Here is a 26,602-nt window from a genome sequence, read left to right on the forward strand (position 1 = left end):
CCAGGGACATGTTTCACTGCATGACGTGGCAGCGCCATTCCTATACTTCCCAAGCCTCATTTTGGTTGGGGTAGAGAAACCCGAGGCCGGCAGGGCGCTAGCCCGTGGGGTATGAATCCGCGGGCTAGCGCTACCTACCGGCCTCTAGAAGCGCTGCTTGTAACAAGCCCTAGCGCGCACGAGTCAAAGGGAAACTAGTTGCCCTTGATCATGTTGCGCAGGACGTACTGCAGAATACCGCCGTGGCGGTAGTAGTCAGCCTCACCAGGGGTATCGATGCGGACCACAGCGTCGAAGTCGAAGGACTCGCCGTTTTCCTTGGTAACCGTAACCTTGACGGTCTTCGGGATGGAGCCGTTGTTCAGCTCCTCCAGACCAGCGATGTCGAAGGTCTCAGTGCCATCGATACCCAGGGACTTCCAGGACTCACCCTCCGGGAACTGCAGCGGAACAACGCCCATGCCGATGAGGTTCGAGCGGTGGATACGCTCGAAGGACTCAGCGATAACAGCCTTGACGCCCAGCAGCAGGGTGCCCTTAGCTGCCCAGTCACGGGAGGAACCGGTGCCGTATTCCTTACCACCAACGACGACCAGCGGAGTGCCAGCCTCCTTGTAGTTCATGGCAGCGTCGTAGATGAAGGCCTGCGGGCCACCCTCCTGGGTGAAGTCGCGGGTGTAGCCACCGGTAACACCGTCAAGCAGCTGGTTCTGCAGGCGGATGTTAGCGAAGGTGCCGCGCACCATGACCTCGTGGTTACCACGACGGGAACCCAGGGAGTTGTAGTCCTTGCGCTCAACGCCCATGGAGTCGAGGTACTGAGCAGCCGGGGTGCCCGGCTTAATGGAGGAAGCCGGGGAGATGTGGTCGGTAGTCACCGAGTCACCCAGGGCAGCAAGGACGCGAGCGCCCTTGATGTCGGAAACCGGTGCCGGCTCCATTTCCATCTCGTCGAAGTACGGTGCCTTGCGGATGTAGGAGGACTTGTCGTCCCAAGCGAAGGTCTTGCCCTCCGGGGTCGGCAGGTTCTGCCAGCGCTCGTCACCAGCGAAGACATCCTTGTAGTCCTCGTCGTACAGCTCGGAAGAGATGGAGGCCTCGATGGTTGCTTCGATCTCTTCGGTGGACGGCCAAATGTCGCGCAGGAAGACATCGTTGCCCTCTGCGTCCTGACCCAGGGCGTCGGTTTCAAAGTCGAAGTCCATGGTACCGGCGATCGAGTAGGCGATAACCAGGATCGGGGAGGCCAGGTAGTTCATCTTCACGTCAGGGGAGATGCGGCCTTCGAAGTTACGGTTACCGGACAGAACCGCGGTAGCAGCCAGGTCGGCCTCGTTGATGGCGGAGGAAATCTCAGCCGGCAGCGGACCGGAGTTACCGATACAGGTTGCACAACCGAAGCCGGACAGGTAGAAGCCCAGAGCCTCGAGGTCCTTCCACAGGTCAGCACGCTTGAAGTAGCCGTTAACAACCTGGGAGCCCGGAGCACAAATGGTCTTGACCCACGGCTTAGCCTGCAGACCCTTCTCGACTGCCTTGCGTGCCAACAGACCAGCACCAATCATGACCGACGGGTTGGAGGTGTTGGTACAAGAGGTGATGGAAGCGATAGCGACCATACCGTGGTCGAGCGTGTACTCGCCGCCCTTCGGGGAAGTGACGGTAATCGGGGAGCTCGGGCGACCTTCAGCGCCGTTAGCGGCGGACTCGCCGTGGCCCTCGCGGGACTCGTTGTAGTCTGCGGCCAGCTCGGAGGTCGGTGCGGAAGCCTTGACAGCGCCCTTAATCTCGCCGTCGGAGTAGTTGTGCAGGTCCTTGCGGAACTGCTCCTTGGCGGAAGCCAACTCGATGCGGTCCTGCGGGCGCTTCGGGCCAGCGATGGACGGAACGACGGTGGACAGGTCCAGCTCGAGGTACTCGGAGTACTCAGCCTCCGGAGTGTTCTCGTCCAACCACATGCCCTGAGCCTTGGCGTAAGCCTCGACGCGCTCCAGGGTCTCCTTGTCACGGCCAGTCAGGGCCAGGTACTTGACGGTCTCATCGTCGATCGGGAAGATTGCGGCGGTGGAACCGAACTCTGGCGACATGTTACCGATGGTCGCACGGTTGGCCAGCGGCAGCTTGGAGACGCCAGCGCCGTAGAACTCTACGAACTTGCCGACGACGCCGTGCTGGCGCAGCATATCGGTGACGGTGAGCACAACGTCGGTTGCGGTAACACCCGGCTGAATGTCGCCAGTCAGCTTGAAGCCAACGACGCGCGGTATGAGCATGGAGATTGGCTGGCCAAGCATTGCGGCCTCAGCCTCAATACCACCGACACCCCAGCCCAGGATGCCCAGGCCGTTCTGCATGGTCGTGTGAGAGTCAGTACCAACACAGGTGTCCGGGTATGCCAGGCCGTTGTTCTCGAAGACAACGCGAGCCAGGTACTCGATGTTGACCTGGTGGACAATACCGGTTCCCGGAGGAACAACGCGGAAGTTGGAGAATGCGCCAGTACCCCAACGGAGGAACTTGTAGCGCTCATCATTGCGCTGGTACTCAATCTCGACGTTCTTAGCCAGAGCGTCTTCGCTACCGAAGGCCTCGATGATGACCGAGTGGTCGATGACCATCTCTGCCGGGTTCAGCGGGTTAACCTGATCCGGGTCGCCGCCGAGAGTCTTAACAGCCTCACGCATGGTAGCCAGGTCAACAACACAGGCGACGCCGGTGAAGTCCTGCATAATAACGCGAGCAGGGGTGAACTGAATCTCGATCGACGGATCAGCCGAAGGAACCCAGTTGGCGACAGCCTTGATGTGCTCCTCAGTGATGTTGGCGCCATCTTCGTTGCGCAGCAGGTTCTCACCGAGAACCTTCAACGAGTAAGGCAGCTTCTCCATACCCGGCACGGCGTCAAGAGCGAAGTAGTCATAAGACTTGTCTCCGACCTCAAGCTTGCGCAGGGCGTTGAAAGAGTTCTTGCTTTCAGCCACAGTCAGCTCCATTTCTATTCGGGTGAATTGTCGCCTTAACTGAAGAGTCCGGCACTCGAATTTCGGCTCTCCATAAGGCATAGGTGCGATCACGCCGCCCCTTATCAACCAATTAAAGCAATAATCACGACGCGGGGCACACGAGCCCACACACACGTTTTTAAGGAAGCGTTACCGTCCTTGCATCAACAATAACAGTACGAACGTTCTGTATGTAGATTGCTCGCGGCGCGCCGAGTCACGCTACCCCCGTTCACATCCAGAGCAGGCCATTATAGATAGGACAAACGAAGCAGCATCTCCGCCAAATTGGGGCGCGTGGAAACCATTCTCACGCAAAACAGGAGCACGATACGGAAGGCAATTAATGCATACGCCAGCAGATTCACAGGCAGCGAAAGAAACCGTCGAGAAGGTGGTCGCTCAGCTACGCACCGACAACATCGTGACAAATAACCCACAGCTCCGAGAAGCGGTCCAGCCAATTGTCGACGATGCAGCAAATCGGGGGGTGCCCAATTTCAATATCATCTACCTAGATAGCGAGAAGATTTACCCCGTCGCCGAACAAAAGAACACCGACATCTTTTCCTTTGCCCGCCAAGTAGCGGACCAAGTCGGCGGAACGACTGTCGTGCGCACACCGGGCAATGTGGCCACCGCATCTGCCGATTTCCCCCGCGCAGCCATTGAACGCGCCGACCACGCAATGATGGAGACTCCGCGAGACTATCCGGCGGGTCTCGATGCCTATTTGCACGAGCTCACTAACTACGTCGTTCCGTGGACTCTTTACAGCCTCATCGCAGGCGTCGTTATCGTCGCACTCTTCGTCGGGCTGACGTTCTACTGGCTACGCACACGCCCAACCGCCTAAGAGTTCGCTTTACGACGGACGCTGGAGTTAACGGCCCCACTGAATACATTCACCGTCCCCGGTTTTCCACCTCACGGCAAGGGACAGGGTAAATGCCCCAAAAACTGGTAGCAGTGGAGAAATCAGCCACTATCTGAATTGGATAACACTGTTGCAGCCACCGTAACCGTGTCAACGATTTTCACAAAGGTCAAGCATTAAAGCTTGACCTTTTCTTATGTCCGGTACCCCAGGTAAAGGCCCACGACACTACGGCACGCCGATAAGTCATCTAATAGTGACATAATTCACATAGAAACCTAGGGCTCACCATAACCGCAGGCCACGACATATAACGAAACGGTCACAAAGAGGGGGACAGTTGGTAATTTTGTTACTTATGTTTTTTTAGAGCTTTTTGACCCGTAAAGTGCTTCGTGATGCCAATAGTGGACTCAAGGGTCCAGTATTGACCAATGAAAAACTCGCGGGAGCGCCGCTGTTGCTTTTGGTTCTGGTTTCGGTTCGACGTTTTTCGAAGTTCCACTCAAGACCTGGAGGCAACAACAGGAAGATATCCAACGATGGGGAAGTCGCTGGTGTCGATTCTGAGGCGTGAACGCACCCATAGGAGAAATGTAGGAGTAACGCGGTGCCGAGTAATCGCAAAGTCCGTGCATCATATTGGACTCGTCCAATTGCCGGTATTATCACGGCGGGTCTTCTGGCGACGAACACTCAGGTCGCAGCTGCACAACCACTAAATCCGAGCGACGCCCAGATCCGTCAAGCGCGCGAGGCGGCCTCTAACGCCGAGTCGTACTTGCAGTCCCTGGTCGCCGAGGTAACTTCCAGCGAGCGCCGGGTATCTGACCTCGAGCTACGCATGGGCACTCTCCGCGAGGATGTCAACAAGGCCATGGTAGACCTTGAGAACGCTCGAGATGCCGCTAACCGTGCGCGCGAGGCGGTCGACGAGGCGCGAACCCAACTCGACCGTTCCCGCGCTGAGCTCGCTAGTGCCCAGAAGCAGTTCGACGAGCTAGCACGCACCATCATGCGCCAGGGACGTTCCAGTGGCTCGATTCTCGAGGGTGCGCGAGATGCATCCGAGGCTATTAACCGTCTGTCCGCTTTGCGTCGCGAAGCGGATCGTCAAGAGCAGACCGTTGACTCTCTGGATAAGAATCGAACCGAGGCTGCTAACCAGGAGTCCACGCTTCGCAAGAAGAGTGACGAAGCTCAGCAGGCGGAAGCCACCGCAAACCAGCGAAACACCGATGCTCAGAACGCGTACTCCGAGGCAAACGAGGAGCTTCAAAAGGAGCAAGCTGATTACCAGCAGGCTCAGGTCGATCGCGATGCCGCAAAGGCATCTTTGGATGCAGCCCGAAACGCGGTCAACGAGCTGAACTCCCAGCGCCAGAATTATGAGAACGAGCAGGCCCGCAAGGAAGCGGAAGACGCCGCTGCCAAGAAGGCCGCTGAGGAAGCCGCAGCTAAGACTCGCGCAGAGGCGCAGTCGAACCAGACTGATGAGGATTCCTCTTCTGAGTCCACAGATGAAAGCTCTAGCACCACTGGCTCCACTGGTTCTAACAGCTCTACCGACTCGGCTGGTTCGAGCAGCTCGACCGGCTCCACTGGCTCTGACAGCTCCACCGGCTCCACCAGTTCCTCTGAGACGACCGAATCTTCGGATTCCTCTGAGTCCACCGATACCTCGGATTCGTCTAGCACCGGCAGCTCGTCGTCAAGCGGCACCCCGGCACAGACTGTGGCGCCGACGAATCCGGAGACCGGTCAGAGCACCTCGGGTTCTTCCAGCCAGAAGGTCGAGACTGTCATCGCACGCGCGATGGGGCAGCTCGGTGTCCCATACGCATGGGGCGGTGGCAACGCCAACGGCCCGACCAAGGGCATCCGTGACGGCGGAGTAGCTGACTCCCACGGCGACTACAACAAGATTGGTTTCGACTGCTCGGGCCTGACTCTGTACGCCTACGCCGCTGTCGGCATTGACCTGCCTCACTACACCGGCTACCAGTACCAGCGCGGAAAGCACTACCCGGCATCTCAGATGAAGCGTGGTGACCTGCTGTTCTGGGGCCCGAATGGTCATGGCCACGTCGCTATCTACCTGGGCGATGGCAAGATGATTGAGGCACCGCAGTCCGGTTCTGTGGTTAAGATCTCGCCAGTCCGTTATAACGGAATGACACCGAACGTTGTCCGCCTCGTCTAGTTTCTAACGACGTGTTCTACAGGTCGGGCGACCGACCTAAAGAAGGGTTTCTCTGTGACCTACCCAACGCCCACTGACCACACGGACCTCGAGCGCGCATACGCGGAGCTGGGGAAGGTCGTGGTTGGCCAGGAGCACCTGATTAAGCAGCTCTTCATCGCGATGCTCGCAGGAGGTCATGTCCTGCTCGAAGGTGTTCCGGGTGTTGCGAAAACTCTGGCAGTGTCTACTTTTGCCACAGTGATGGGTGGGTCCTACTCCCGCATCCAGTTCACTCCGGATTTGGTGCCATCAGATATTGTCGGCACCCGGATTTTCCGCCAGGACACCTCGGAGTTCATTGTCGAGCCCGGCCCGGTCATGTCAAATATCGTGCTCGCTGATGAAATCAACCGCGCACCGGCGAAGGTGCAGTCGGCTCTGCTGGAAGTCATGGCAGAGCACCAGGTGTCCATCGCAGGGGAGTCCACGCCAGTACCGGAGCCGTTTTTGGTTCTGGCCACGCAAAACCCAATCGAAAACCAGGGTGTCTACCCACTGCCGGAGGCCCAGCGGGACCGTTTCCTATTTAAGGTCCTCGTGGGTTACCCCACTCCGGCGGAAGAGCGGGAGATTGTCTACCGCATGGGAGCCACCCCTCCAGTCGCGCAGCAGATTCTCACCCCAGAGAGTGTTCGGGAACTGCAGCGCGCTACCCGCGAAGTCTTTGTCCACCACACACTGATTGACTACATCGTGGCCGTCATCGAACTCACCCGCAATCCGATGCGGGCGGAGTTGAAGGATGTCGACCGCTGGCTTTCCTATGGCGCATCACCGCGTGCAACTCTTGGTGCTGTCGCGGCTGCCCGCGCCCATGCGCTGTTTTCCGGTCGCGACTATGTCGTGCCGGACGATGTGGTCTCCGTGCTTCCCGACGTGCTTCGTCATCGCTTGGTCCTGTCCTATGAGGGCCTGGCCGATGGCGTTACTCCCGAACGGATTATTGACATCGTGTTGTCTCACGTGCGCCTTCCCCAAGGCGCGAGCACTGGCTCCGATGAGGGCACTGCCTCCTAATGTCAGCTCGTGAAGACGATCTTGCACGCGTCCTGGCGTACTTAGAGCTAACTGTTACGCGTAAGCTCAACGGACTTTTGCGCGGCAGCTTTCTCTCCACCGCTACTGGAGATGGCTCTGAGCCGGTTGGCTCCCGCGAATATGTCATCGGCGATGATGTTCGCCAGATGAACTGGGCAGTGACAGCCCGCACTGGAGTGCCGCACGTTCGCACCTCCGAGGCCGAGCGTGAGCTGGAGTGCTGGATCGTCGCCGAACCCGCCGCACGTCTGTCCACGGGATTGGCCGATACCACCAAACGACATCTGCTCACCGCCGCTGCCGGCGCTGTGACGATGCTTAACGACGCCCCGGGGTCCCGAACTGGATTAATCGCCGGTGGCACTCCAGTGCCCGCGGGCCAGGGCCGTGCCCACAGCTTGATGCTGCTCAAGCAGTTGGCTGACGCGACTGCTGAGCATAACCTCGCAGCGGATATTGACACAGTAATGACTCAGGCTCCGCGCGCTGGGCTGTTGGTTGTCATCTCGGATTTCCTTGGATCACTCGATTGGGCGCGCCCGCTGCGCGTTGCCTCGGCCTCGACAGAGATTATGGCGATTCGCCTGGTAGATCCAGCCGATGAAGCCTTACCCGGCGAAGGCCCGGTGGTCATGGCGGATTCCGCAACCGGCGAGACCATTGAACTCAACATCAACGACAAGACCCGCGCCGAGTATGCAGCTCAGGCTCGTGCCCACCACGAGCGTGTAATCAATGAACTGCGCAAATGCCGTGCTCGCGTTATTACCTTGCGTACGGATTCCGATTGGGTACTGGATTTTGCTCGACAAATTGGCCAACATTAGCGTCTGAGTAACCGCTTGTTAGTGCTATCTCTTTTGGGCCACCGACTAACCGGCTATAGCCACTGGTTTATACGCGACTGTTTAGGCGACTGGATGTGAGGAAACTGATACCGCGATGACGTTCCTAAACTCAACTTTTGCGCACCCAGGGTGGCTGCTCGCACTCGCTCTGCCTCTAGTGGCAGCCGTGGCCTATTGGATCAGCACTAAGCAGCGAAAGCAACGTGCCATTGCCTTTGGCAACTTCACCATCGTTGGATCACTAGGGAATAAGTCGTCGGCACGCCTGCGCCATGTCGTAGCTATCAGTGCGCTGTTGTCACTTGTTCTGGTCATCATTTCATTAGCTGGTCCGATTTCGGAGACCAAAGTCGCCCGCAACCGAGCGACGGTCATGCTGGTGGTCGACGTTTCGCTGTCCATGTCGGCCACAGATGTTGCGCCCGACCGCATCACTGCAGCTAAAGAAGCCGGCCAAGAGTTCGTGGAGAACCTTCCCGACGACCTCAATATCGGCCTGGTGACGTTCTCTGGTCGCGCTCGCACTGCTGTCAGCCCGACTACCAACCATGACACCGTGAATCGAGCGCTCCAGGCTGCTGAGTTAGATCAGGCGACTGCGACCGGTGATGCCATCGCTGCCGCGCTGGATGCCATCAATCAGTTCAGCGACTCGGTTCAGGGCGGGGGAGAAGGCGCCCCGCCAGCGACAATTGTGCTGCTTTCCGACGGCAAACAGACCGTCCCACAAGAACTCGACGATCCCCGCGGCGCGTATACCGCCGCCGCCGAAGCCGCCAAGACCGGGGTGCCTGTCAACACGATTTCGTTCGGTACCGCGCAAGGCGCAATCACGGTTCAGGGCGAATTAATTCCAGTGCCTAACGACGACGATTCGCTGCGAGAGATCGCCCGTCGAACAAAAGGTGAGTTCTTCAGCGCTGGTTCCCTCGAGCAGCTCCGCGATGCCTATGGCTCACTGGAAGATGACATCGGTTACGAACTCAAGCGGGCCGAGAATCCGAGGCCCTATCTGATCGCAGCCTTCGCGATGCTGCTAGTGACCGTGGGCTCACTGCTTGTGACCAATCGTCGAATTCCGCAGTAGGGCTGGGTTAGGGTGCCGTCGTAAAGCGATTTGTATGGAACCCGATTGGCAGGAGACGCCGGGGGCATTGAGCAGTCGTCTTATGGAGTCCTCAGACTGCGCTACTAACATGATTAGCTATGTCTTCTGATAATTTTGACGCTATTTTGCTGTTGTCTTTCGGCGGTCCCGAAAAGATGGCCGATGTGCGTCCCTTCCTGGAGAATGTCACCCGCGGCCGCGGAATTCCGCCGGAGAGGTTGGACGAAGTCGGTGCACACTACGCGCACTTTGGCGGTAAGTCCCCGCTCAACGATTTAAACCGCGAAATTGTCTCCAACCTTAAGGCTGAGCTCACTCGCCGTGGCTATGACTTGCCTGTTTATTTCGGCAATCGCAATTGGCATCCGATGGCTGAAGACACCGCGGCAAAGATGGCTGATGACGGTGTTAAGCGAGCGCTCGTTTTCGCCACTAGCGCCTGGGGCGGCTACTCCGGCTGCCGCCAGTATCACGAAGACATTGCTCGGATGCGCGAATCTCTGGGCGACCGTGCTTTTGACATGGAGAAAATCCGGAGCTTCTACGATCATCCGCTCTTTATAAAAGCCTATGCAGACGCAGTGCGTGAGGCGTTTGCCAAGCTACCGGATGACCGCCGTGAGGACACCCGGCTTATTTTCACCGCTCACTCTATTCCGGTCTCTGCGGACAAGGCATCCGGGTCGGTAGAGCTCGGCGGAAATCTTTACTCCCGCCAGGTCAACGAAGCAGCACGGCTCGTCGCCGACGCAGTGGGTATCACCGACTTTGACGTCGTCTGGCAGTCCCGCTCTGGCCCGGAGCACGTGCCGTGGTTGGAGCCTGACATCGTCGACCACGTTGAAGCGAAGGTCGCCAACGGCCTCCGATCCGCAATAGTGTGCCCGATTGGCTTCATCTCGGATCATGTTGAGGTCGCCTGGGATTTGGATGCTGAGCTTCAGGATGAAATGGCTCATCACGACATCGTCATCGAGCGGGTCGCAACGCCTGGTCCGACGGCTACTTTCACCGACATGCTCGTGGAGCTCATCGAAGAGCGCATCGCAGATGTCAAGCCCCGCCGTCTGGGAAGTGAACCGCTACTCGGCTCGGCCTGCAACGGCGCCCCCTGCGCCGCATCCTGTTGTACCCCGGCAAAGCGCCGCCCACACTGATTCCTTTGGCGGCAATGGGGCCGCGGGGCAAGGCAAATCCCTAGCGAGTCCACTCCTGAATCGCGTATTCCACCGCGCTCATCCGCGCCTGCCGAATCTTCCGCCACAGCGGGATGAGCTGCGCATCAAACGCGGCGCTGCCGTGCCCCGACTCGCTGCCCTGTGCCACCGCCAGAATCGACGACACCCGATCAGCTCTGGCGAGCACTCCCAGTGCACGGCGTGGCACATCATCCGGCACAAAGGCCATGTCCAGGTGGTCATCGAGCATGCCGACCATCAGCCGGGGATCCACTTTCGGGGCACCACTGCTTGACGACGTCAGCGGTGAACGCGGCATCGCCGCAATCGTGGCAGCCGCAACCCGCGCCGCATCTGCCAGCTGTAAATCCGCCTCGCCAGGGGAGAGATAGGCCGGCTCGGGAATGTGGCCTTCCAGTGTGTACCAATGCCACTGCGGTAGGCCTGGCACCGGCGTTGTCACTGGTATGAGCACATGGTTCCAGCCCGGCTCCGCATCCGCAATCACAATGGCCGAGCCTGCTGCGCGTGCAGCTTCAGCGGCGTCGGTTCCCGCAGGCAGTGCAGGTGCATCACCGGGCCCGGAGAGAATGAGGCGGACGAGGGGACGGTGGTCACTGTGCCAATCTCCCGCTTCAGTAACCGCTCGAAGAAGGCGGAGCATGTCGCTTCGATCGAGATCAGCGTCGCAATCGATGACATTCGGAACCGTGGCGTCGGCAAGCACGAACGTCCCCGGAACTGACGTGGGTCCGCCGAGCGAGTCTAGCGCGTCGAGGAGATGATCGTAGTTTTCCAAACCCGACAACCACGCGCCCAGCCAAAGGGCGATGTGCTGAGTTGGACTCCAGACCTGGTCGAGAACACTGCGCTGCATAGTGCAGCTCATCCTAGTGCAGTGTGTCGTCGGTCCCGTAACCGATGCTGTTAATCTCAGTACTCATGAGCTTTCAAGACCCGTACCGCAATCAGGACGTGTTCGCTGGCGCACGTGGCCACCGCCGCCGTATCCCACAGCCGGCACGCGAGGTGACAGCAGAAAATGGTGTTGTCGTCGAGGCTTCCTATGACGGATTCGTCGGTGCAATTATCGGGTTGGAGAAAACTTTCGACGGCTGGTGCGTCCGGCTGGAGGACCGCCACGGCAAGTCTCGGCTGTTTCCCATGCACGAGCGCGGTTTTCTCATCGACGGCAAACCTGTGACTCTGGTGCGCCCGAAAGCACAACCGAAAAAGCCCTCGCAGGATCTGTCGGCATCGGGCTCGCGCAAGGTCCACAACGTCAAGGCCAAGGTTGCTCTCCCCAGCCGTATCTGGGTTGAGGGTATTCATGACGCGGCAATTGTCGAGAAGGTGTGGGGCCACGATCTGCGTGTTGAGGGCGTAGTCGTCGAGTATCTGGAGGGCTTGGACAACCTTCCAGAACGCTTGGCCGAATTTGGTCCGGGTCCGAAGCGCCGCGTCGGAGTCCTGGCAGACCACTTGGTGGAGGGCAGTAAGGAAAGCCGCATGACTCAGCAGCTCGGCCCGCACGTGATGGTCACAGGCCACCCGTTTATCGATGTCTGGCAAGCGGTCAAACCCTCGTCGGTAGGCATCGAGGCATGGCCGGAAGTTCCTTACGGGGAGGACTGGAAGACAGGAATCTGCCGTCGGTTGGGCTGGGGAGACGACCCCAAGGAGGGCTGGCGACGCGTCTACGCAGGTGTACACACCTACCGTGATCTGGAGTCTGATTTGATTGGTGCAGTTGAGCGCCTGGTCGACTTCGTCACTGAGCCACATATGCAGTACTAACCCCGGAATACTGGCTCCACTCGCCCCACATTTGTTCTGCAAAGTAGGTAGGGTGAGGGCGTGATTCCTCTCCTTTGGCTCGGAGCAAGCCTCCTATTGGTTCTCGGTGAACTCGCGGTCGGCGATTTAGCACTGTTAATGCTCGGAGGTGGTGCGCTGGCAGCGTCCGGTGCGAGCCAGCTTGGAGCGCCGCTTTGGCTGTCAGTGGTCATCTTCGCCGTTGTATCCGCCGCACTTGTGCTGACAGTTCGCCCTGTGTTGCGCAAAAAGATGGCAAAACCGGACAAGTCCGCTGAACTGGAGTCGCGTCCAGAACTGCTAGCGGGCCGTCATGCTGAGGTCATCGAGCCAGTTTCCTCGTCAGCGGGTCTGATTAAAGTCAATGGCGAGTTGTGGAGCGCGCGCAGTCTTCTGACTGCGCAGACCTTCGATGCAAAGGAAAGAGTCACGATTGTAGAGATTTCGGGCAATACCGCAATAGTGGACAAGCTGCTCTGAGCAGTCAACTCACTTAAAGGGCGCTCGGAGCACTCTTAGTTACTGACCATTAAATAACTGACCACACAGTTTCTAGCTACGAGGGAATCCCATGGAAGGCTTTATCATCCTCGTCGTTTTCATTCTCGTGGTTGTTACCTTGGTTCTCAAAGCGATTGTCCTGGTCCCTCAGGGTGAAGCGGCAATCGTAGAGCGACTGGGACGATACACGCAGACACTGAATAGCGGCCTGAACTTCATCATCCCGATCATTGACCGAGTGCGCGAGAAGGTCGATACCCGTGAGCGTATGGTTACCTTCCCGCCACAGGCAGTGATCACCGAAGACAACCTGACTGTGGCTATCGATACCGTCGTGACCTTCCAGGTCAATGAACCGGATCGGGCAATTTACGGTATCGATGACTACATCTTCGGTGTCGAACAGATCACCACCGCAACGCTTCGCGACGTCGTGGGTGGCCTGACACTGGAAGAGACACTGACTTCCCGTGACTACATCAACCGCCGTCTCCGCGGCGAGCTGGACGAGGCCACTGCCAAGTGGGGTCTTCGTATCGCTCGTGTGGAGCTGAAGGCCATTGAGCCGCCACCGTCGATTCAGCAGTCGATGGAAAAGCAGATGAAGGCCGATCGCGAGAAGCGCGCCATGATTCTGACTGCGGAAGGTACCCGCGAAGCCGATATTAAAACTGCTGAGGGCCGTAAGCAGGCACAGATTCTCGCCGCCGAAGGTAACAAGCACGCAGCAATTCTGGCTGCTGAAGCTGAGCGTCAGGCAACCATTCTGCGCGCTGAGGGTACTCGCGCCGCTACCTACCTTGAGGCACAGGGTAATGCTCGCGCTATCCAGAAGGTCAACGCAGCTGTTAAGGCTTCACAGTTGACACCTGAGATTCTTGCCTGGCAATACCTGGAGAAGCTGCCTGAGCTGGCAAATAAGGACGGCAATACTGTTTGGATGATTCCGTCGCAGTTCGGCGACAGTCTCGAGAGCTTCGCTAGGGCTTTCGGCAAGAAGGATGCCGACGGTGTCTTCCGCTACGAGCCTCCGGCCGTGAGCCGAGAGACCAAGGAAGAGGCTGAGCTGGGCCGCGACGAGAACTGGTTCGACATGTCGACTAACCCGGAGTTGGCTCGTGCAGTTGCCGCGGCGAACGAGGTCGCTAACCGCCCGGTTGATGATCCGGTGGCTGCAGCAGCTGGTAATACCCCTGAGAGGAAGAAGAATCGCCGCGCTGATTCGGCTCAGCCCGCTCAGCCTGAACAGTTGGGTGGCCAGAACGGTCCGGCAGCGGTTGAACCTGCGACACCGGCTGCGCCCGCTGCGCCGGCCACACCGGCTGCGCCGTCGGTTCCTTCCGGCAAACGTGACCTGCCCTCGGCTCCTGGCACCGGCAATACCAATGCAGGCGGCGGTGCGCACTCCACCGATCGTCCAGATTTTTCAGGATGGTCACGTGACCCTTACGCCCCAGAAAATGGGCAGTAAGTTTTTATAACTCATCAGCTCGCTGGAGCAGGTGGACGGCCAGGTTCCATCCGGCCAGCTCCGCCTGCCAGCCAGCTGCTGCGAGGCGCTGATTGACGGCCTGCTTTGAAACTCCCAATTCTTCCGCGGCCTCTACCTGTGAAAAACCAGCGCGAACCAAACCAGTTGCCTCGCGCCCCTCGGGGGACCTGCGAGAGATAACGTGGTGCAGCAATGTGAATGCTGCACCAATATCCTCTGAGTAATCCTTACCACGCGGATTGTTAGTCCGAATGCGGGTTTTTACCGTGCCGGCCCTGCCTCCCTTACCGACGACTGAGCTCGATGCCAGATGCGCTTGCTCAATGTCGTCCTGAGGACAAACACCGATACCTATCGCCCAGTCACCTGCGGCCAATAGCGCCAGCACAAGCGTGGTGACTCCCACAGCATTTTCAGGAGCTGCGCGAAGCTCTTCGATACCTGCAACCTCGACAATTCCTACTCCTTCCAGGCCGGAAAGTGCCTGCGCAGAGGCCTGAACGTGATCTGCCCTGCGAGTAGATCGACCGCGATACCTGGCAAAGACTGAGTACATACGCTCTAGTCTAGCCCCACCCCTTGACAGTTGGGCTAAGACACTTTCCTTCCCTCCGCACACTCACGGGCGCCCCACACCAACTCGCCGAAAACTCACGTCTAGCTCAAGAGCGCCAAGCGGTGTTTTAACGTTTCGAAGAACCGGTTACGACAGGGAACTTGGCGTCCGCAAGAAGTCCCAGCAAGCCAAACACGAGCAGAATTCCCGTGGCCACCGCAAAGCGCACGTCGAAGCCGACCAACAGCGCGTCGCCAAGCAGAACGACGGCGAGTGTGTTCGGCGCCGAACCTAGGGCGGTGGCGATGATATACGGCACGATGCGTATCGACGACAGCCCACAGGCGTAGTTGAGAAACGAAAATGGCACGCCAGCAATCATGCGCAAGCTGAGCACTGTGAGCCAGCCGCGTTGCTCCAACCGATGGTCGAGACTGAGAAGACGGCGGTTGGTCAGGTGCGTGCGAAACCAATCGCGTCCCAAAAACCGCACAATACAGAGGGAGAGAAGGGCAGAAACCGTCGTCGCAGTAATTGCGAGCAGGAAACCGAGCACTGGCCCGAAGAGGATTCCGGAAGCCAAAGTGAATACGGTGCGGGGGATTGGGAACTGAGTCAGTGCAACGTATGCGAGGAAGTAGAGGAGCGGAAACCAGTCACCGGCATCGATGGACCACTGCCGGATGGTAGCGACGGTGGGAACATCGACGTACAGAGTGACGACGACCCCCACACCTACGGCTAGCACCAGCAGAACCTTTTTGAGTGTAGGGGTAATTCGCACATCGGATACGTTCACCCATTTGAGGTTACCGGGGATTGCGGGGAAGCGTGTGACCTGCGCGTTGGAGGCTCTGCGAGGAGGGCTAGTCAGCGGCTAAAGGCGTTTGCCCATTATTTCACTAGGATGGGAATCAAGGTCACTATGCCTTGGCTCGAGCACTTGACGTGCCCGTCAGCACAAAACCGAACGTAAGGGTATTGCACAAATAGCTGAAAAGTTCAGTGCATGGACACTCGGGTGAGTCTTAGCGTCTGACTAGTGGCTCTTATTGACTATTGGAGGAAGCCAACGCCTTTAAATCCCTTTCCGTCGCGGAGAATTCGGAAATTGTCGCAGCCGAATTTCCTCGGTTATGGATTGATAGAGGCGTTGCTTAGAACATGTAAGGGAGAAGGTCTGTCGTGACTGACCGAACGACCCCCGAATCACCTTCCACGCTGCCACCAAACTTCGAGGAATTGCAGAATTCCTGGTATCAGGGCGTGGCCAAGGTATTCGCGCGGGTGCACAAGCAAGACGTTGCAGATGTACCGCTCGATATTTGGAAACGACTGATTCAGACCACCTATGACGGTGTCGATGTTCGCCCGCTCTACACCCGCGCGGACGAGCTCGCGGAAAGCCCAGCTCCGGGCCAGTTCCCATTCGTCCGTGGCGCAAAGGTCACTTCGGACAACACCAACGGTTGGGGCGTTCGGGAAACCTTCGGTCGCCAGTACCCAGGTGAGGATGCACTTGACCCAAAGGCCGTCAACGAGACTCTGCTGACTGCACTGGAAAACGGCACCACGGACATCCGCCTGGACTTCACCGGCTCCCTCGAAGCCGCTGATGTGCCGGCTCTGCTCAACAACGTCTACGTCGACCTTGCTCCGATTGCCGTGCATGCCGGTAAGAAGACTGCGCAGGTTGCGGAAGCACTGACGTCCTACATCGAGCAGGCAAACCCGACTAATCCGGACGCCGTCGCAGTCGAGCTTTCCGCGGCTCCGCTGACCTCCGCTTTTGCCGGTATTGACGATATTTCTCTCGACGAGGCCACGCAGCTGGCCGTCAAGGCGGCTAAGCAGCCGGGCGACGTCCGTGCCCTGCTTGTCGACGGCGTTGTTTTCTCCAACCTGGGTGCAAACAACATCCAGGAGATTGGCTACAGTCTCGCCGTTGGTGTCGCCTACTTGCGTGCGCTGACCGACGCGGGCTTGAGCGCTGAAGAAGCCCTCGGCCAGATCGCTTTCCGCTTTGCCGCTACCGACGACCAGTTCGACACCATTGCGAAGTTCCGCGCCGCTCGCGTTCTCTGGGCCCGCGTTGCTGAGGTTATCGGCGCCCCTGAAGCTGGCCGCGCTCCGATGCACGCCGTGACAGCCCCGGTCATGTTCAGCCAGCGCGATCCGTGGGTCAACATGCTGCGTGTGACTGTCGCCTCCTTCGCCGCAGGTGTCGGCGGTGCCTCCTCAGTTGAGGTTCTGCCGTTTGATTACGCAGTTGTCGGCGGCATGCCGAACGTCTCCAAGACTTTCAAGGCTCGCATCGCTCGCAACACCAATCTGTTGCTGCTGGAAGAGTCTCACCTTGGTTACGTCGCCGACCCAGCAGGTGGCTCCTACTTCGTCGAAGACCTGACCGAAGAAATGGCCGACAAGGCATGGGAGATCTTTACCGGCACTGAGGCCGGCGGCGGTTTCGCCTCCGCGGAGGCCGATATTCGCGCCGCCCTGGACGCTACCTGGGAAAAGCGCCGCGCCGACATCGCACACCGCCGCACCAAGGTCACCGCCATCAACGAGTTCCCGAACCTGGCTGAGGCCCCACTGGCTCCTGAGGCCCGCCCGGAGGGCGACCCGATTCGCCGTTGGGCCAGCGACTTCGAGGCGCTGCGCAACCGCTCCGATGACTTCCTGGCTGAAAAGGGCAACCGTCCGCTGATTGCCATGCTGCCGCTGGGTCCGCTGGCCAAGCACAACATCCGCACTGGTTTTACCTCCAACCTGCTGGCTTCCGGCGGTATCGCCGTCGCCAACCCCGGCCAGGTTGTGCCGGGCGAGGCAGGTTTCGAAGAGGCAGTGAAGGCCTCTCCGATTGTCGTGCTGTGCGCAGCCGACAGCGAGTACGAGGCCTCGGGCCAGGACGCTGTCAAGGCCGCCCGCGCCGCCGGCGCTAAGGAGGTCTTGGTGGCCGGCTCCGAGAAGAGCTTCGCCAATGCCGCTGAGGACGCTCGCCCCGACGGATACCTGAACATGACCATCGATGCTGTCGCGGAGCTGTCCCGACTGCTGAACGAACTGGGAGCGTGAAGGAAGTAATGACCACCATCCCAAATTTCGCTGACATCTCCCGCAACACCGACGACGCAGCCGCTGCCACCAACAAGGCAGCTGCCGCGGAAGCTGGTGAAGTGTGGACCATTCCAGAGGGCATCGATGTCAAGCGCGTCTACGATCGCGCTGACCGCGACGCCGCTGCTGCCGAGGGCCACCCGGTAGATTCTTTCCCGGGTATCGCCCCATTCATGCGCGGGCCGTACCCGACCATGTACACCAACCAACCGTGGACTATTCGCCAGTACGCTGGCTTCTCCACCGCAGCTGAGTCCAATGCCTTCTACCGCCGCAACCTCGCGGCCGGCCAGAAGGGCCTTTCGGTCGCTTTCGACCTGGCTACCCACCGTGGCTACGACTCGGACAACCCGCGTGTGTCCGGCGACGTCGGTATGGCCGGCGTGGCAATTGACTCGATTTACGACATGCGTGAGCTCTTCCAGGGCATTGACCTGGGCGGCGTCTCGGTGTCTATGACCATGAACGGCGCTGTGCTGCCGATTCTGGCCTTCTACATTGTCACCGCTGAAGAGCAGGGCGTTTCGACCGAGCAGCTGCGCGGTACGATCCAGAACGACATTCTCAAGGAGTTCATGGTTCGTAACACGTACATCTACCCGCCGAAGCCTTCGATGCGAATCATCTCCTCGATCTTCGAGTACACCTCGGCAAAGATGCCGAAGTTCAACTCGATTTCGATTTCCGGCTACCACATTCAGGAAGCGGGCGCGACGGCCGACCTTGAGCTCGCTTACACGCTTGCCGACGGCATCGAGTACCTGCGGGCCGGTATTGACGCTGGCCTGGAAGTTGATAAGTTCGCTCCGCGTCTGTCCTTCTTCTGGGGCATCTCGATGAACACCTTCACCGAGATCGCCAAGCTGCGTGCAGGCCGCATCCTCTGGTCCGAGCTGGTTGGCAAGTTTGGCCCGAAGAACCCGAAGTCCCAGTCCCTGCGTACTCACTCGCAGACCTCTGGTTGGTCGCTGACCGCTCAGGATGTCTACAACAACGTCGCGCGTACTGCTGTTGAGGCTATGGCCGCAACACAGGGCCACACCCAGTCGCTGCACACCAACGCACTGGACGAGGCTCTGGCACTGCCGACTGACTTCTCAGCCCGTATTGCTCGTAACACTCAGCTGCTGCTTCAGCAGGAGTCCAACACCACGCGTCCGGTTGATCCGTGGGCTGGTTCCTACTACATCGAGTGGCTGACTAATGAGCTGGTCAAGCGTGCACGCCAGCACATCGACGAGGTCGAAGAGGCCGGCGGTATGGCACAGGCCACCATCGAGGGCATTCCGAAGCTGCGTATTGAAGAGGCTGCAGCTCGTACGCAGGCCCGTATTGACTCGGGTCGTCAGGCTCTCATCGGCGTGAATAAGTACCAGGTCGAAGAGGACGAGGCCATCGAGGTTCTCAAGGTTGAGAACTCCCGCGTGCGCCAGGAGCAGATTGACAAGCTGGCTCGCCTGCGCGCCGAGCGCGACGAGGAAGAGGTTCAGAAGGCACTGGCCGCTCTGACCGACGCTTGCCGTAACCCGGGTGAACCGGGGGACCTGGACAAGAACCTTTTGAAGCTCGCTGTCGACTGTGCTCGCGCCATGGCCTCCATCGGTGAAATCTCCGACGCCATGGAAGAGGTCTTTGGCCGCCATCAGGCCGAGATCCGTACTCTCTCCGGCGTCTACAAGGACGAAGTTGGCAAGGAGGGAGCCGTGTCCAACGTCTCCAAGGCCATCGCCATGGCCGATAAGTTCGAAGAGCAGGAAGGTCGCCGTCCCCGTATCTTCCTGGCCAAGATGGGCCAGGATGGTCACGACCGTGGCCAGAAGGTCATCGCGTCCGCCTACGCGGACCTCGGCATGGACGTTGACGTGGGACCGCTGTTCCAAACTCCGGAGGAGGCCGCCAAGTCGGCAGTCGACTCGGATGTCCACGTCGTCGGTGTTTCTTCGCTGGCCGCCGGACACCTGACGCTCGTTCCTGCCCTGCGCGATGAGCTGGCAAAACTGGGTCGTGAGGACATCATGATTGTTGTCGGTGGTGTTATCCCACCGGGCGACTTCCAGGAACTCTACGATGCCGGCGCCGCGGCTATTTACCCGCCGGGCACTGTCATCGCTGATTCGGCAATCGACATGATGACCAAGCTCTCTAACGAGCTGGGCCTCGACCTTGCCGTTGACGAAGAGTCCTAAATAACTACCGCATCCGCGCTGGGCTGACTGTTCAGCTCAGCGCGTTGTCGGAATTGAGAAGTAGCGATGAACGAGTATCTTGAAGAAAACCTGGGCACCCTCGTCACTACCGCTGGCACGGTCGTTGAGGGAAAGACCGCTGTAGCCCCCGAAGTCGTCCGCCGTGCGCGACGACGGATTGATGTCGACGACCTCTTTGAGGGCGTGCGGGCTGGAAACCGCACTAAGTTGGCTCGGGCAATCACGCTGCTGGAGTCGACTGCTCCAGCGCATAAGGTGCTGGCTCAGGAACTACTGGTGAAGTTGCTGCCATTTTCCGGCAAGGCCATGCGCGTCGGACTTACCGGCGTCCCCGGCGTCGGTAAATCAACCACGATTGAAACCCTCGGGCTAAAGCTGATCGAGGAAGGCCACCGCGTTGCGGTGCTGGCCATCGACCCGTCGTCGACGAAGTCCGGTGGCTCGATTCTGGGCGACAAGACCCGTATGTCCCGGCTCTCGGCCGCGGATGAGGCCTTCATCCGTCCGTCGCCCTCTGCGGGCACGCTCGGTGGTGTCGCCAAGGCAACGCGTGAGGCCATGGTGGTGCTCGAGGCCGCAGGCTACGACATTGTCATCGTCGAAACTGTCGGCGTCGGCCAGTCCGAGGTCGCGGTGGCCCAGATGGTGGATACGTTTGCGTTTCTGGCACTCGCCGGCGCCGGTGACCAACTCCAGGGCATCAAGAAGGGTGTGCTGGAGATGGCCGACGTGATTTCTATCAACAAGGCGGATGGTAAGAACTTGCGTCCGGCAAAGCGCGCTGCGCGTGATCTGATGACGGCCATGAAGATGGTTCGCTCCTCAGACCAAGTCTGGACGCCACCGGTACTGACTATGTCGGCATTGGAGGACGACGGCATCGACAAGTTCTGGCAGGCCATCGAGGACCATGTCGCGGCTATGCACGAGAATCATCTCTTTGATGAAAACCGCGCTAACCAGCAGATTAAGTGGATGTGGTCCATGGTGCACGAAACGCTCTTGCAGCGGCTCAACACCAATGAGGCTGTGCAGACAGAGAGCACCCTGGTGGAAAAACAACTCCGCTCGGGGCAGCTGACACCGACGCTCGCCGCCCAGCGCATCATGGAGGCATTTGACCAGGGAAGGGCATCGAACCCCGGGCTCGCCAACTAGGTTCTGAAGGGCGCGGGGTTTCGTCGTAAAGCGAGTAAAGCGAGCGTATCCGTGTGCGCCTACTGACCGCGGTGATGGGGCGGATCGCTGTAGAGCGTGTGTTCGGCGAAGTGGAGAGCGTTGACCACGAGGTTGGTGAGGTGCTCGTCGGGCTGAGAGTAGAAGCTAGACGTGCCCTCCTTGCGGGTCTGCACCATATTGGCCATGCGCAACTTCGCCAGGTGCTGAGAAATCGCGGGGACGGGGCGATCGAGCGTACTAGCGATCGCGGTGACGGTCATCTCCCCGTCACGAAGGAGCGACAGGATGGAGAGACGCGTCTTGTCTGCCATCAACTTCAGTACGCTAGTGGCAACGTCGAGCTCGGTGCTCGTAGGAGCCTTCTCAGTCATTTGGAGGGGTTAGTCCTTTCGAAGTCGACATGCCAAACGCTTACTATGTTCAATAAGTTGAACATTACTACGTATTGATACCAGTATTCAATTTCAGATGTCACATTAGGCTGTCACGAAAAAAGGAGAGTGCACCTAAGGGGCAGCGACCAAAGGTACTGAAAAATCCTTCAGTAATATCATCTGCATGGATTGGTTGATGGGTACCTTCCCGTGGCTGGTGGAGGACTTAACGTGGTGGCAAGTACTGTTTTTCGCACTCGACTACACGATTAAGTTCATCGCGATTGGATGGGTACCGGAAAACCGAAGCCCATCGGCTTCGACGGCGTGGCTGCTGCTGATTCTGCTGATTCCATTTATCGGCCTACCTCTGTTCCTCTTCCTGGGCTCGCAGCAGATTACGGGCCGTCGGCATGAGGTACAGGCACTGGCACAGGAGCTCATTGCGGAACGTACCGAGCATCTGCCCGACGTACCGGACGATGCCGAGATAGAAGATGACGTTGTCAACGTATTCAAGCTCTCGCGCCAGCTCACGGGAATGCCGGCAATTGCCAGCGCGGAAAAGGGACTTTTCACCGAATTCGACGCCTCCATTGACCGCATGATTGAGACCATCGATGCGGCCCAGAAATCAATCCACGTGCAGTCCTACATCTTTGCACTGGATTCCAGCACGGAGCCTTTCATACAGGCTCTTGAACGCGCGCACGACAGGGGACTAGAGGTCAAGGTACTGGTCGATCCAATTGGTTCGTGGAAGTACCCCGGCTACTACAAGCTGAAAAGGCGCCTGGACCAGGCTAAAATCTCCTGGCACCCGATGCTGCCCGTGAGCTTGCTGAAGCTCACCTGGCGCCGCCTGGATCTGCGTAATCACCGCAAGCTCGTAGTTGTTGACGGCGACATTGTATTCATGGGCTCGCAGAATTTGATTGAGCCCGAATATCAGAAGAAAAAGAACCATAAGATCGGCCGTCGCTGGGTGGACACGTGGATTGAGCTCGAGGGCGATATTGCGCTGGCCTTCGACGCAATTTTCGCGGTTGATTGGACCAGCGAGCTATACAAGACCCCAGACGCCACCAGGGACTATTCACTCCACAACACCGAAGTCAACGACAACTACAACGTTGTCCAGGTGCTGCCGTCGGGCCCGGGCTTCAGCACGGAGCCGAACCTGCGCGTCTTCAATAACATGATCTACCAGGCGCACAAGCGGATCATCGCCGTCAGCCCGTACTTCGTCCCCGACGAATCCATGCTCATGGCGCTGACCTCCGCCGCATATGGAGGCATCGACGTCCAACTCTACGTCAACGAAGAGTCCGATCAGTTCATGGTCGGCCACGCGCAGCAGTCCTACTACCAGGCACTGCTAACCGCTGGTGTGAAGATTTACCGCTATCCGGCACCTGCGGTCCTGCACTCCAAGTTCATGGTTATCGACGACCGCATGGCCATGTTCGGCTCCTCCAATCTGGATATGCGCTCGTTCGGCCTCAACTACGAGATCACGCTTCTTTCCGCCGCCGGTTCCATCGTGGACAAACTGATCACGCTTGCCGACGAGTACCGCGACAAATCTTTCCTGCTCACCCAGGAGGAATGGAATGACAGGCCCCTTCGCCAGCGCTACCTGGACTCTGTTTTCCGCTTGACCTCGGCGCTGCAATAGGGCAGTCCCATTGGTCCGACAGACAAAGCAAAAATCCCGAGAGCTGCACTAATTGCAGTTTCTCGGGATTTATCTTGTGTCCGGAGGGGGACTTGAACCCCCACGCCCGTTAATAGGGCACTAGCACCTCAAGCTAGCGCGTCTGCCATTCCGCCACCCGGACCGGGTAGGAAGCACTTCCGTGCTGACCTGTGATACTGTATCCCGACTACATAATGAAACACAAATTGGCAGGTCAGCGGGGCATTAGCGCGCCAAACCTGGGTGTAATTACATCAGCGGTGTTAGCCCCGCATCCGCCTTGGATTCGCACTGAGAATCAGGCCCTGCAGATAGGGAGTCTTGTGAAGTCCCTGCAGCGCGCTCATAAAGTAGGCAAACTGGTAGTTATGACTACGAATTCCAACGACACCGCAAACGACACTGCAAATGCTCCGGTTTTCCCGGGCCCAGATCCGTACGCACCGCTGAAGGATTTGCCAACCTTCGAGCTGTCCTCGCCAGATATCAAGGACGGCGTGAAGATTGCAGATGAATTCCGCGCTCCGTCGAATGTTTCCCCACAACTGGATTGGGCAAATCTGCCGGAGGGCACTAAATCCATTGCCGTGACCTGCTTCGATCCGGATGCTCCGACCGCTTCGGGCTTCTGGCACTGGGCTGTCTTCAACATTCCAGCGACCGAAAAGGGTCTGCCACAGGGAGCTGGCTCCGAAGACGGCTCTAAGCTGCCAGAAGGCGCTATCCAGCTTGTCGGCGACTCGGGCATGCGTGGTCACTACGGAGCTAACCCACCAGCGCAGCATGCCCCACACCGTTACATGTATGCGGTGCACGCGGTCGACGTGGAGAAGCTTGAAGTTCCGGAAGATGCGACGCCGACCGTGCTTGGCTTCAACCTGTACTTCCACTCGATTGCGCGTGCCATTATCACGCCGTGGTGGGAGAACGTCGGGGAGTAGGGATACGGCGCCCACACGGGCAACTCAACCGACCGGGCACGCTACTCATACAGAAAACCCCGGGGCCAGCGCCTTCATGGCCGCAGGACCCGGGGTCACGTGTTTATTTTTGGGTTAGGAAGCCTCAACCGCTTTCAGCAGTTAACCACGCCACGGCAGACCACAGCCGACAGCCTCCGAAATGGAATAGAAGCCCTGAGCTCGAATCTGGCGAGCCAACCCTTGGTGGATGTCACGAATCCAGTCTGGACCGCCATAAATCAACGGTGTGTAGCCCTGCAGTAGGGATGCGCCGTTGGCAATCCGCTCCCACGCCTGCTCAGCAGTTTCAATGCCGCCGACGCTGATGAGAACTAGTTTGTCTCCGACGCGCTCGTGCAGCAGCTTCAGCACCTCTAGTGACCGAGCTGCCACAGGAGCACCCGAGACTCCACCGGCCCCCATCTCCGCGACCTCATCCGCGGGCGTACGCAGACCCTCACGAGAAATGGTGGTGTTGGTAGCCACAATGCCTGCCAGCCCCAGGTCAACAGCCAGGTCAGCAACTGCGATGACATCATCGTCGGAGAGATCAGGAGCAATCTTGACCAGCACCGGCGAGTCGGTCTCCTCAGTCACCGCTGCCAGAATCGGGCGCAGTGACTCCACCGCCTGAAGGTCGCGCAGACCCGGCGTGTTCGGTGAGGAGACGTTAACAACAACGTAGTCCGCCAAGCCGCCGAGCTGGCTAGCCGATTCTCGATAGTCATCGACGGCCTCTTCCAGCGGAGTCACCTTGGTCTTACCAATGTTGATACCAATCACGTCGTCACTGCGACGCGCCCGCAAGTTCTCCGCTACAGCAGCGGCGCCGGGGTTGTTGAAACCCATACGGTTCAAAATGGCGCGATCTTCCTTCAGACGGAACAGACGCGGGCGATCATTGCCCGGCTGCGGCTTGGCAGTCACGGTTCCCAGTTCCGCGTAGCCAAAACCAATTGGCCCCCAGCAATCCGGGGCAATAGCAGCCTTGTCGAAGCCCGCGGCGAGCCCCAGCGGACGCGGGAAGTCCACACCGAACACGGTTTGACGCAGCACAGCATCGTCAACAACGAGTAACTTGCTCACCGCCCGCTGTAGACTCTCCGACTTCTGCAGCCCCTTCAGGGTCTTCGAGATGGCCTCGTGAATCTGCTCCGGTGGGACCTGGAACATTGCCTTTAGCGCGAGTTGATAGGACTTGGCGCGAAGTTTCGAAGGCATCTACTTAGTCTCTCCCTCGGAGTCGTCTGCTCCCTTGGTGTCACCTGCACCGGTCGGTAGTTTATCGGCTGGTTCCCGAACCGACATCTCCTCACGAATCTTCTCTGCATCCTGCTTGAAATCAGCAATTGCCTTATCGACGTCCGCGGAGTCAAAAATCTGGGCCCCGTCACCGGTAGCCGAGAAGACGCCAATCTGGCCATCCTCGGTGGCAACAATCGACTGTGGATCTGCAACCGTGTTGATGTCCGCGACCTTGACTGGGGTACCCGAGCTGATGTCGTAGCCCGTGAGCTTGTTCACCTTCGTCGAAGTCACCCAGACAATTCCGCGCGATTCATCGACCGCTACCGCCCACGGAGCCTCCGGGGCCGGAGCTGCCTGGTGGAGGCGAATGACGTCAGTGGCAGTGTAAATAAGAAGCTGGTTGCCCTTGGTGTCTGCGGCAGCAATGACATGATCACCGGAAGCTACCTTGCCGACGCCGATGCCCGCACGCAGCGCAGAGCCAGCGCGAGACTCATCGAGCTTGAGCTCATGCACCGAAGTCTCCGGACGGTTGACCTCTAACAGCTTGACGTCCGCGTCATTGTCCGCTTTGGGAATCTCAACGAGCTGCGAACCGTTATTGGCAGCCTTGAAATCACTGGCCAACTCGCCATCAGCGCCGAACACATCGACGACATTGCTATCCGCATGGGCACCGATGATGCGACCGCCTTCCAGGCCAACTGCGGCGGAGTAGTTGGTGCCACGGCCGACAACGGCCGTTTCCGTAGCCTGGTCAGTAATGACGTGGATGCCATCTTCACACGGCAGCAGAGCGTTAGGGCCGCCCGGCGCGAGCTCACCACACTTCGCGTCCAGCTTCATTGATCGCTCAATTGGGTTATTCAGCGGACCGGCAAAGATCTTGTCCCCGGCCTTCAGGACAACTCGGTCGCCGACCAACACGGCATCGGTAACGTCCTCATCAATCTTCTTGGCTCTACCGATAGCAGTATCGGGAGCAGCGGGTGAAGCGGCCGGCACTGGCGTGGCGTTGCCCATTCCGGCATCGATGTCTCCTTCCACATCGGAGGAGCACCCTGCCAGGACCACTGCGCTAGCGGAAAGCCCCGCTAGAAGGGAGGTTATGACACGTCGACGACTGTTTTCACTCACGCTATAGAAACTACCA

Annotated in this window: 21 protein-coding genes and 1 tRNA gene; 14 read left to right on the forward strand and 8 right to left on the reverse strand. The window is 58.8% G+C overall.

The features are described 5' to 3' along the window. Positions 1-194 precede the first annotated feature (194 nt). Positions 195-2,981: an aconitate hydratase AcnA gene (gene acnA / locus HMPREF3053_RS07105; RefSeq protein WP_080971469.1), complete on the reverse strand. Its 2,787-nt coding sequence runs from the start codon at positions 2,979-2,981 to the stop codon at positions 195-197. 367 nt (positions 2,982-3,348) lie between these two features. Between acnA and HMPREF3053_RS07110 the strand changes: the two genes are divergently transcribed. The 6 genes from HMPREF3053_RS07110 to HMPREF3053_RS07135 all read left to right on the forward strand — a co-directional run bounded on the left by HMPREF3053_RS07110 (position 3,349) and on the right by HMPREF3053_RS07135 (position 10,275). After that, entirely contained in the window at positions 3,349-3,858 is a 510-nt protein-coding gene (locus HMPREF3053_RS07110) for an Rv1476 family membrane protein (protein ID WP_048734147.1), read from the forward strand. 631 nt (positions 3,859-4,489) lie between these two features. Next, positions 4,490-6,082 carry a DIP1281 family NlpC/P60 protein gene (locus tag HMPREF3053_RS07115; protein ID WP_070767479.1) on the forward strand — a complete coding sequence of 531 codons (1,593 nt, stop codon included), beginning with the start codon at positions 4,490-4,492 and terminating at the stop codon, positions 6,080-6,082. 54 nt (positions 6,083-6,136) lie between these two features. After that, positions 6,137-7,141: an AAA family ATPase gene (locus tag HMPREF3053_RS07120; protein ID WP_016422767.1), complete on the forward strand. Its 1,005-nt coding sequence runs from the start codon at positions 6,137-6,139 to the stop codon at positions 7,139-7,141. Further along, on the forward strand, positions 7,141-7,989 hold the full coding sequence (locus HMPREF3053_RS07125; protein ID WP_016422768.1) for a DUF58 domain-containing protein: 849 nt from the start codon (positions 7,141-7,143) through the stop codon (positions 7,987-7,989). Before HMPREF3053_RS07120 ends, HMPREF3053_RS07125 begins: the two co-directional genes overlap by 1 nt. Before the next feature lie 115 nt (positions 7,990-8,104). After that, on the forward strand, positions 8,105-9,097 hold the full coding sequence (locus HMPREF3053_RS07130; protein ID WP_049170590.1) for a VWA domain-containing protein: 993 nt from the start codon (positions 8,105-8,107) through the stop codon (positions 9,095-9,097). A gap of 119 nt (positions 9,098-9,216) precedes the next feature. Then, a complete protein-coding gene (locus tag HMPREF3053_RS07135; RefSeq protein WP_070567084.1) occupies positions 9,217-10,275 on the forward strand; it encodes a ferrochelatase in 1,059 nt (352 codons plus the stop codon). 40 nt (positions 10,276-10,315) lie between these two features. Here the strand turns inward: HMPREF3053_RS07135 and HMPREF3053_RS07140 are convergent, their stop codons facing one another. Further along, positions 10,316-11,173 carry a hypothetical protein gene (locus HMPREF3053_RS07140; protein ID WP_016422771.1) on the reverse strand — a complete coding sequence of 286 codons (858 nt, stop codon included), beginning with the start codon at positions 11,171-11,173 and terminating at the stop codon, positions 10,316-10,318. Between the two features lie 65 nt (positions 11,174-11,238). On the opposite strand from HMPREF3053_RS07140, the gene HMPREF3053_RS07145 reads away from it, so the two are divergent. From HMPREF3053_RS07145 to HMPREF3053_RS07155, 3 genes are all read left to right on the forward strand, one after another. After that, on the forward strand, positions 11,239-12,093 hold the full coding sequence (locus tag HMPREF3053_RS07145) for a DUF3097 domain-containing protein (protein ID WP_048734135.1): 855 nt from the start codon (positions 11,239-11,241) through the stop codon (positions 12,091-12,093). A gap of 60 nt (positions 12,094-12,153) precedes the next feature. Further along, positions 12,154-12,591 (forward strand): NfeD family protein, encoded by a 438-nt coding sequence (locus HMPREF3053_RS07150; RefSeq protein ID WP_070767480.1) that lies wholly within the window; start codon positions 12,154-12,156, stop codon positions 12,589-12,591. 91 nt (positions 12,592-12,682) lie between these two features. Further along, positions 12,683-14,083, forward strand: coding sequence for an SPFH domain-containing protein (locus HMPREF3053_RS07155; RefSeq protein ID WP_070767481.1), 1,401 nt, complete (start codon positions 12,683-12,685; stop codon positions 14,081-14,083). Positions 14,084-14,087: 4 nt separating this feature from the next. Here the strand turns inward: HMPREF3053_RS07155 and HMPREF3053_RS07160 are convergent, their stop codons facing one another. Together HMPREF3053_RS07160 and HMPREF3053_RS07165 are read right to left on the reverse strand one after the other, a co-directional pair. Continuing rightward, positions 14,088-14,660, reverse strand: coding sequence for a DNA-binding protein (locus tag HMPREF3053_RS07160; protein ID WP_070767482.1), 573 nt, complete (start codon positions 14,658-14,660; stop codon positions 14,088-14,090). Positions 14,661-14,787: 127 nt separating this feature from the next. Then, complete coding sequence (locus tag HMPREF3053_RS07165) at positions 14,788-15,459, reverse strand: TVP38/TMEM64 family protein (protein ID WP_070767483.1); 672 nt, start codon at positions 15,457-15,459, stop codon at positions 14,788-14,790. Positions 15,460-15,845: 386 nt separating this feature from the next. Here HMPREF3053_RS07165 and HMPREF3053_RS07170 point away from each other — a divergent pair, with 386 nt between their 5' ends. From HMPREF3053_RS07170 to meaB, 3 genes are all read left to right on the forward strand, one after another. Beyond that, positions 15,846-17,738 (forward strand): methylmalonyl-CoA mutase family protein, encoded by a 1,893-nt coding sequence (locus HMPREF3053_RS07170; protein ID WP_048734125.1) that lies wholly within the window; start codon positions 15,846-15,848, stop codon positions 17,736-17,738. An 8-nt stretch (positions 17,739-17,746) separates the two neighbouring features. Then, the gene (gene scpA, locus HMPREF3053_RS07175) at positions 17,747-19,966 is read left to right on the forward strand and encodes a methylmalonyl-CoA mutase (RefSeq protein ID WP_005510731.1); all 2,220 of its coding nucleotides are present in this window, start codon (positions 17,747-17,749) and stop codon (positions 19,964-19,966) included. A 66-nt stretch (positions 19,967-20,032) separates the two neighbouring features. Further along, a complete protein-coding gene (meaB, locus tag HMPREF3053_RS07180; protein WP_049193502.1) occupies positions 20,033-21,145 on the forward strand; it encodes a methylmalonyl Co-A mutase-associated GTPase MeaB in 1,113 nt (370 codons plus the stop codon). 59 nt (positions 21,146-21,204) lie between these two features. Here the strand turns inward: meaB and HMPREF3053_RS07185 are convergent, their stop codons facing one another. Continuing rightward, positions 21,205-21,537 carry an ArsR/SmtB family transcription factor gene (locus tag HMPREF3053_RS07185; RefSeq protein WP_016422780.1) on the reverse strand — a complete coding sequence of 111 codons (333 nt, stop codon included), beginning with the start codon at positions 21,535-21,537 and terminating at the stop codon, positions 21,205-21,207. Between the two features lie 187 nt (positions 21,538-21,724). Between HMPREF3053_RS07185 and cls the strand changes: the two genes are divergently transcribed. Continuing rightward, positions 21,725-23,218, forward strand: a complete 1,494-nt coding sequence (gene cls, locus HMPREF3053_RS07190) for a cardiolipin synthase (protein ID WP_070767484.1) — start codon at positions 21,725-21,727, stop codon at positions 23,216-23,218. A gap of 77 nt (positions 23,219-23,295) precedes the next feature. Here the strand turns inward: cls and HMPREF3053_RS07195 are convergent. Further along, positions 23,296-23,381: transfer RNA gene (locus tag HMPREF3053_RS07195), tRNA-Leu, on the reverse strand. Between the two features lie 226 nt (positions 23,382-23,607). Here HMPREF3053_RS07195 and HMPREF3053_RS07200 point away from each other — a divergent pair. Further along, positions 23,608-24,180: a YbhB/YbcL family Raf kinase inhibitor-like protein gene (locus tag HMPREF3053_RS07200; RefSeq protein ID WP_070767485.1), complete on the forward strand. Its 573-nt coding sequence runs from the start codon at positions 23,608-23,610 to the stop codon at positions 24,178-24,180. 141 nt (positions 24,181-24,321) lie between these two features. Here HMPREF3053_RS07200 and HMPREF3053_RS07205 read toward each other — a convergent pair whose 3' ends face one another. Both HMPREF3053_RS07205 and HMPREF3053_RS07210 read right to left on the reverse strand, forming a co-directional pair. Beyond that, positions 24,322-25,422 carry a quinone-dependent dihydroorotate dehydrogenase gene (locus HMPREF3053_RS07205; RefSeq protein ID WP_016422783.1) on the reverse strand — a complete coding sequence of 367 codons (1,101 nt, stop codon included), beginning with the start codon at positions 25,420-25,422 and terminating at the stop codon, positions 24,322-24,324. Beyond that, positions 25,423-26,586, reverse strand: a complete 1,164-nt coding sequence (locus HMPREF3053_RS07210; protein WP_187401166.1) for a hypothetical protein — start codon at positions 26,584-26,586, stop codon at positions 25,423-25,425. It abuts the gene before it with no gap. Positions 26,587-26,602: the final 16 nt, after the last annotated feature.

The sequence above is a fragment of the Corynebacterium sp. HMSC064E07 genome, from assembly GCF_001815745.1.
Lineage (GTDB): Bacteria > Actinomycetota > Actinomycetes > Mycobacteriales > Mycobacteriaceae > Corynebacterium > Corynebacterium jeikeium_D.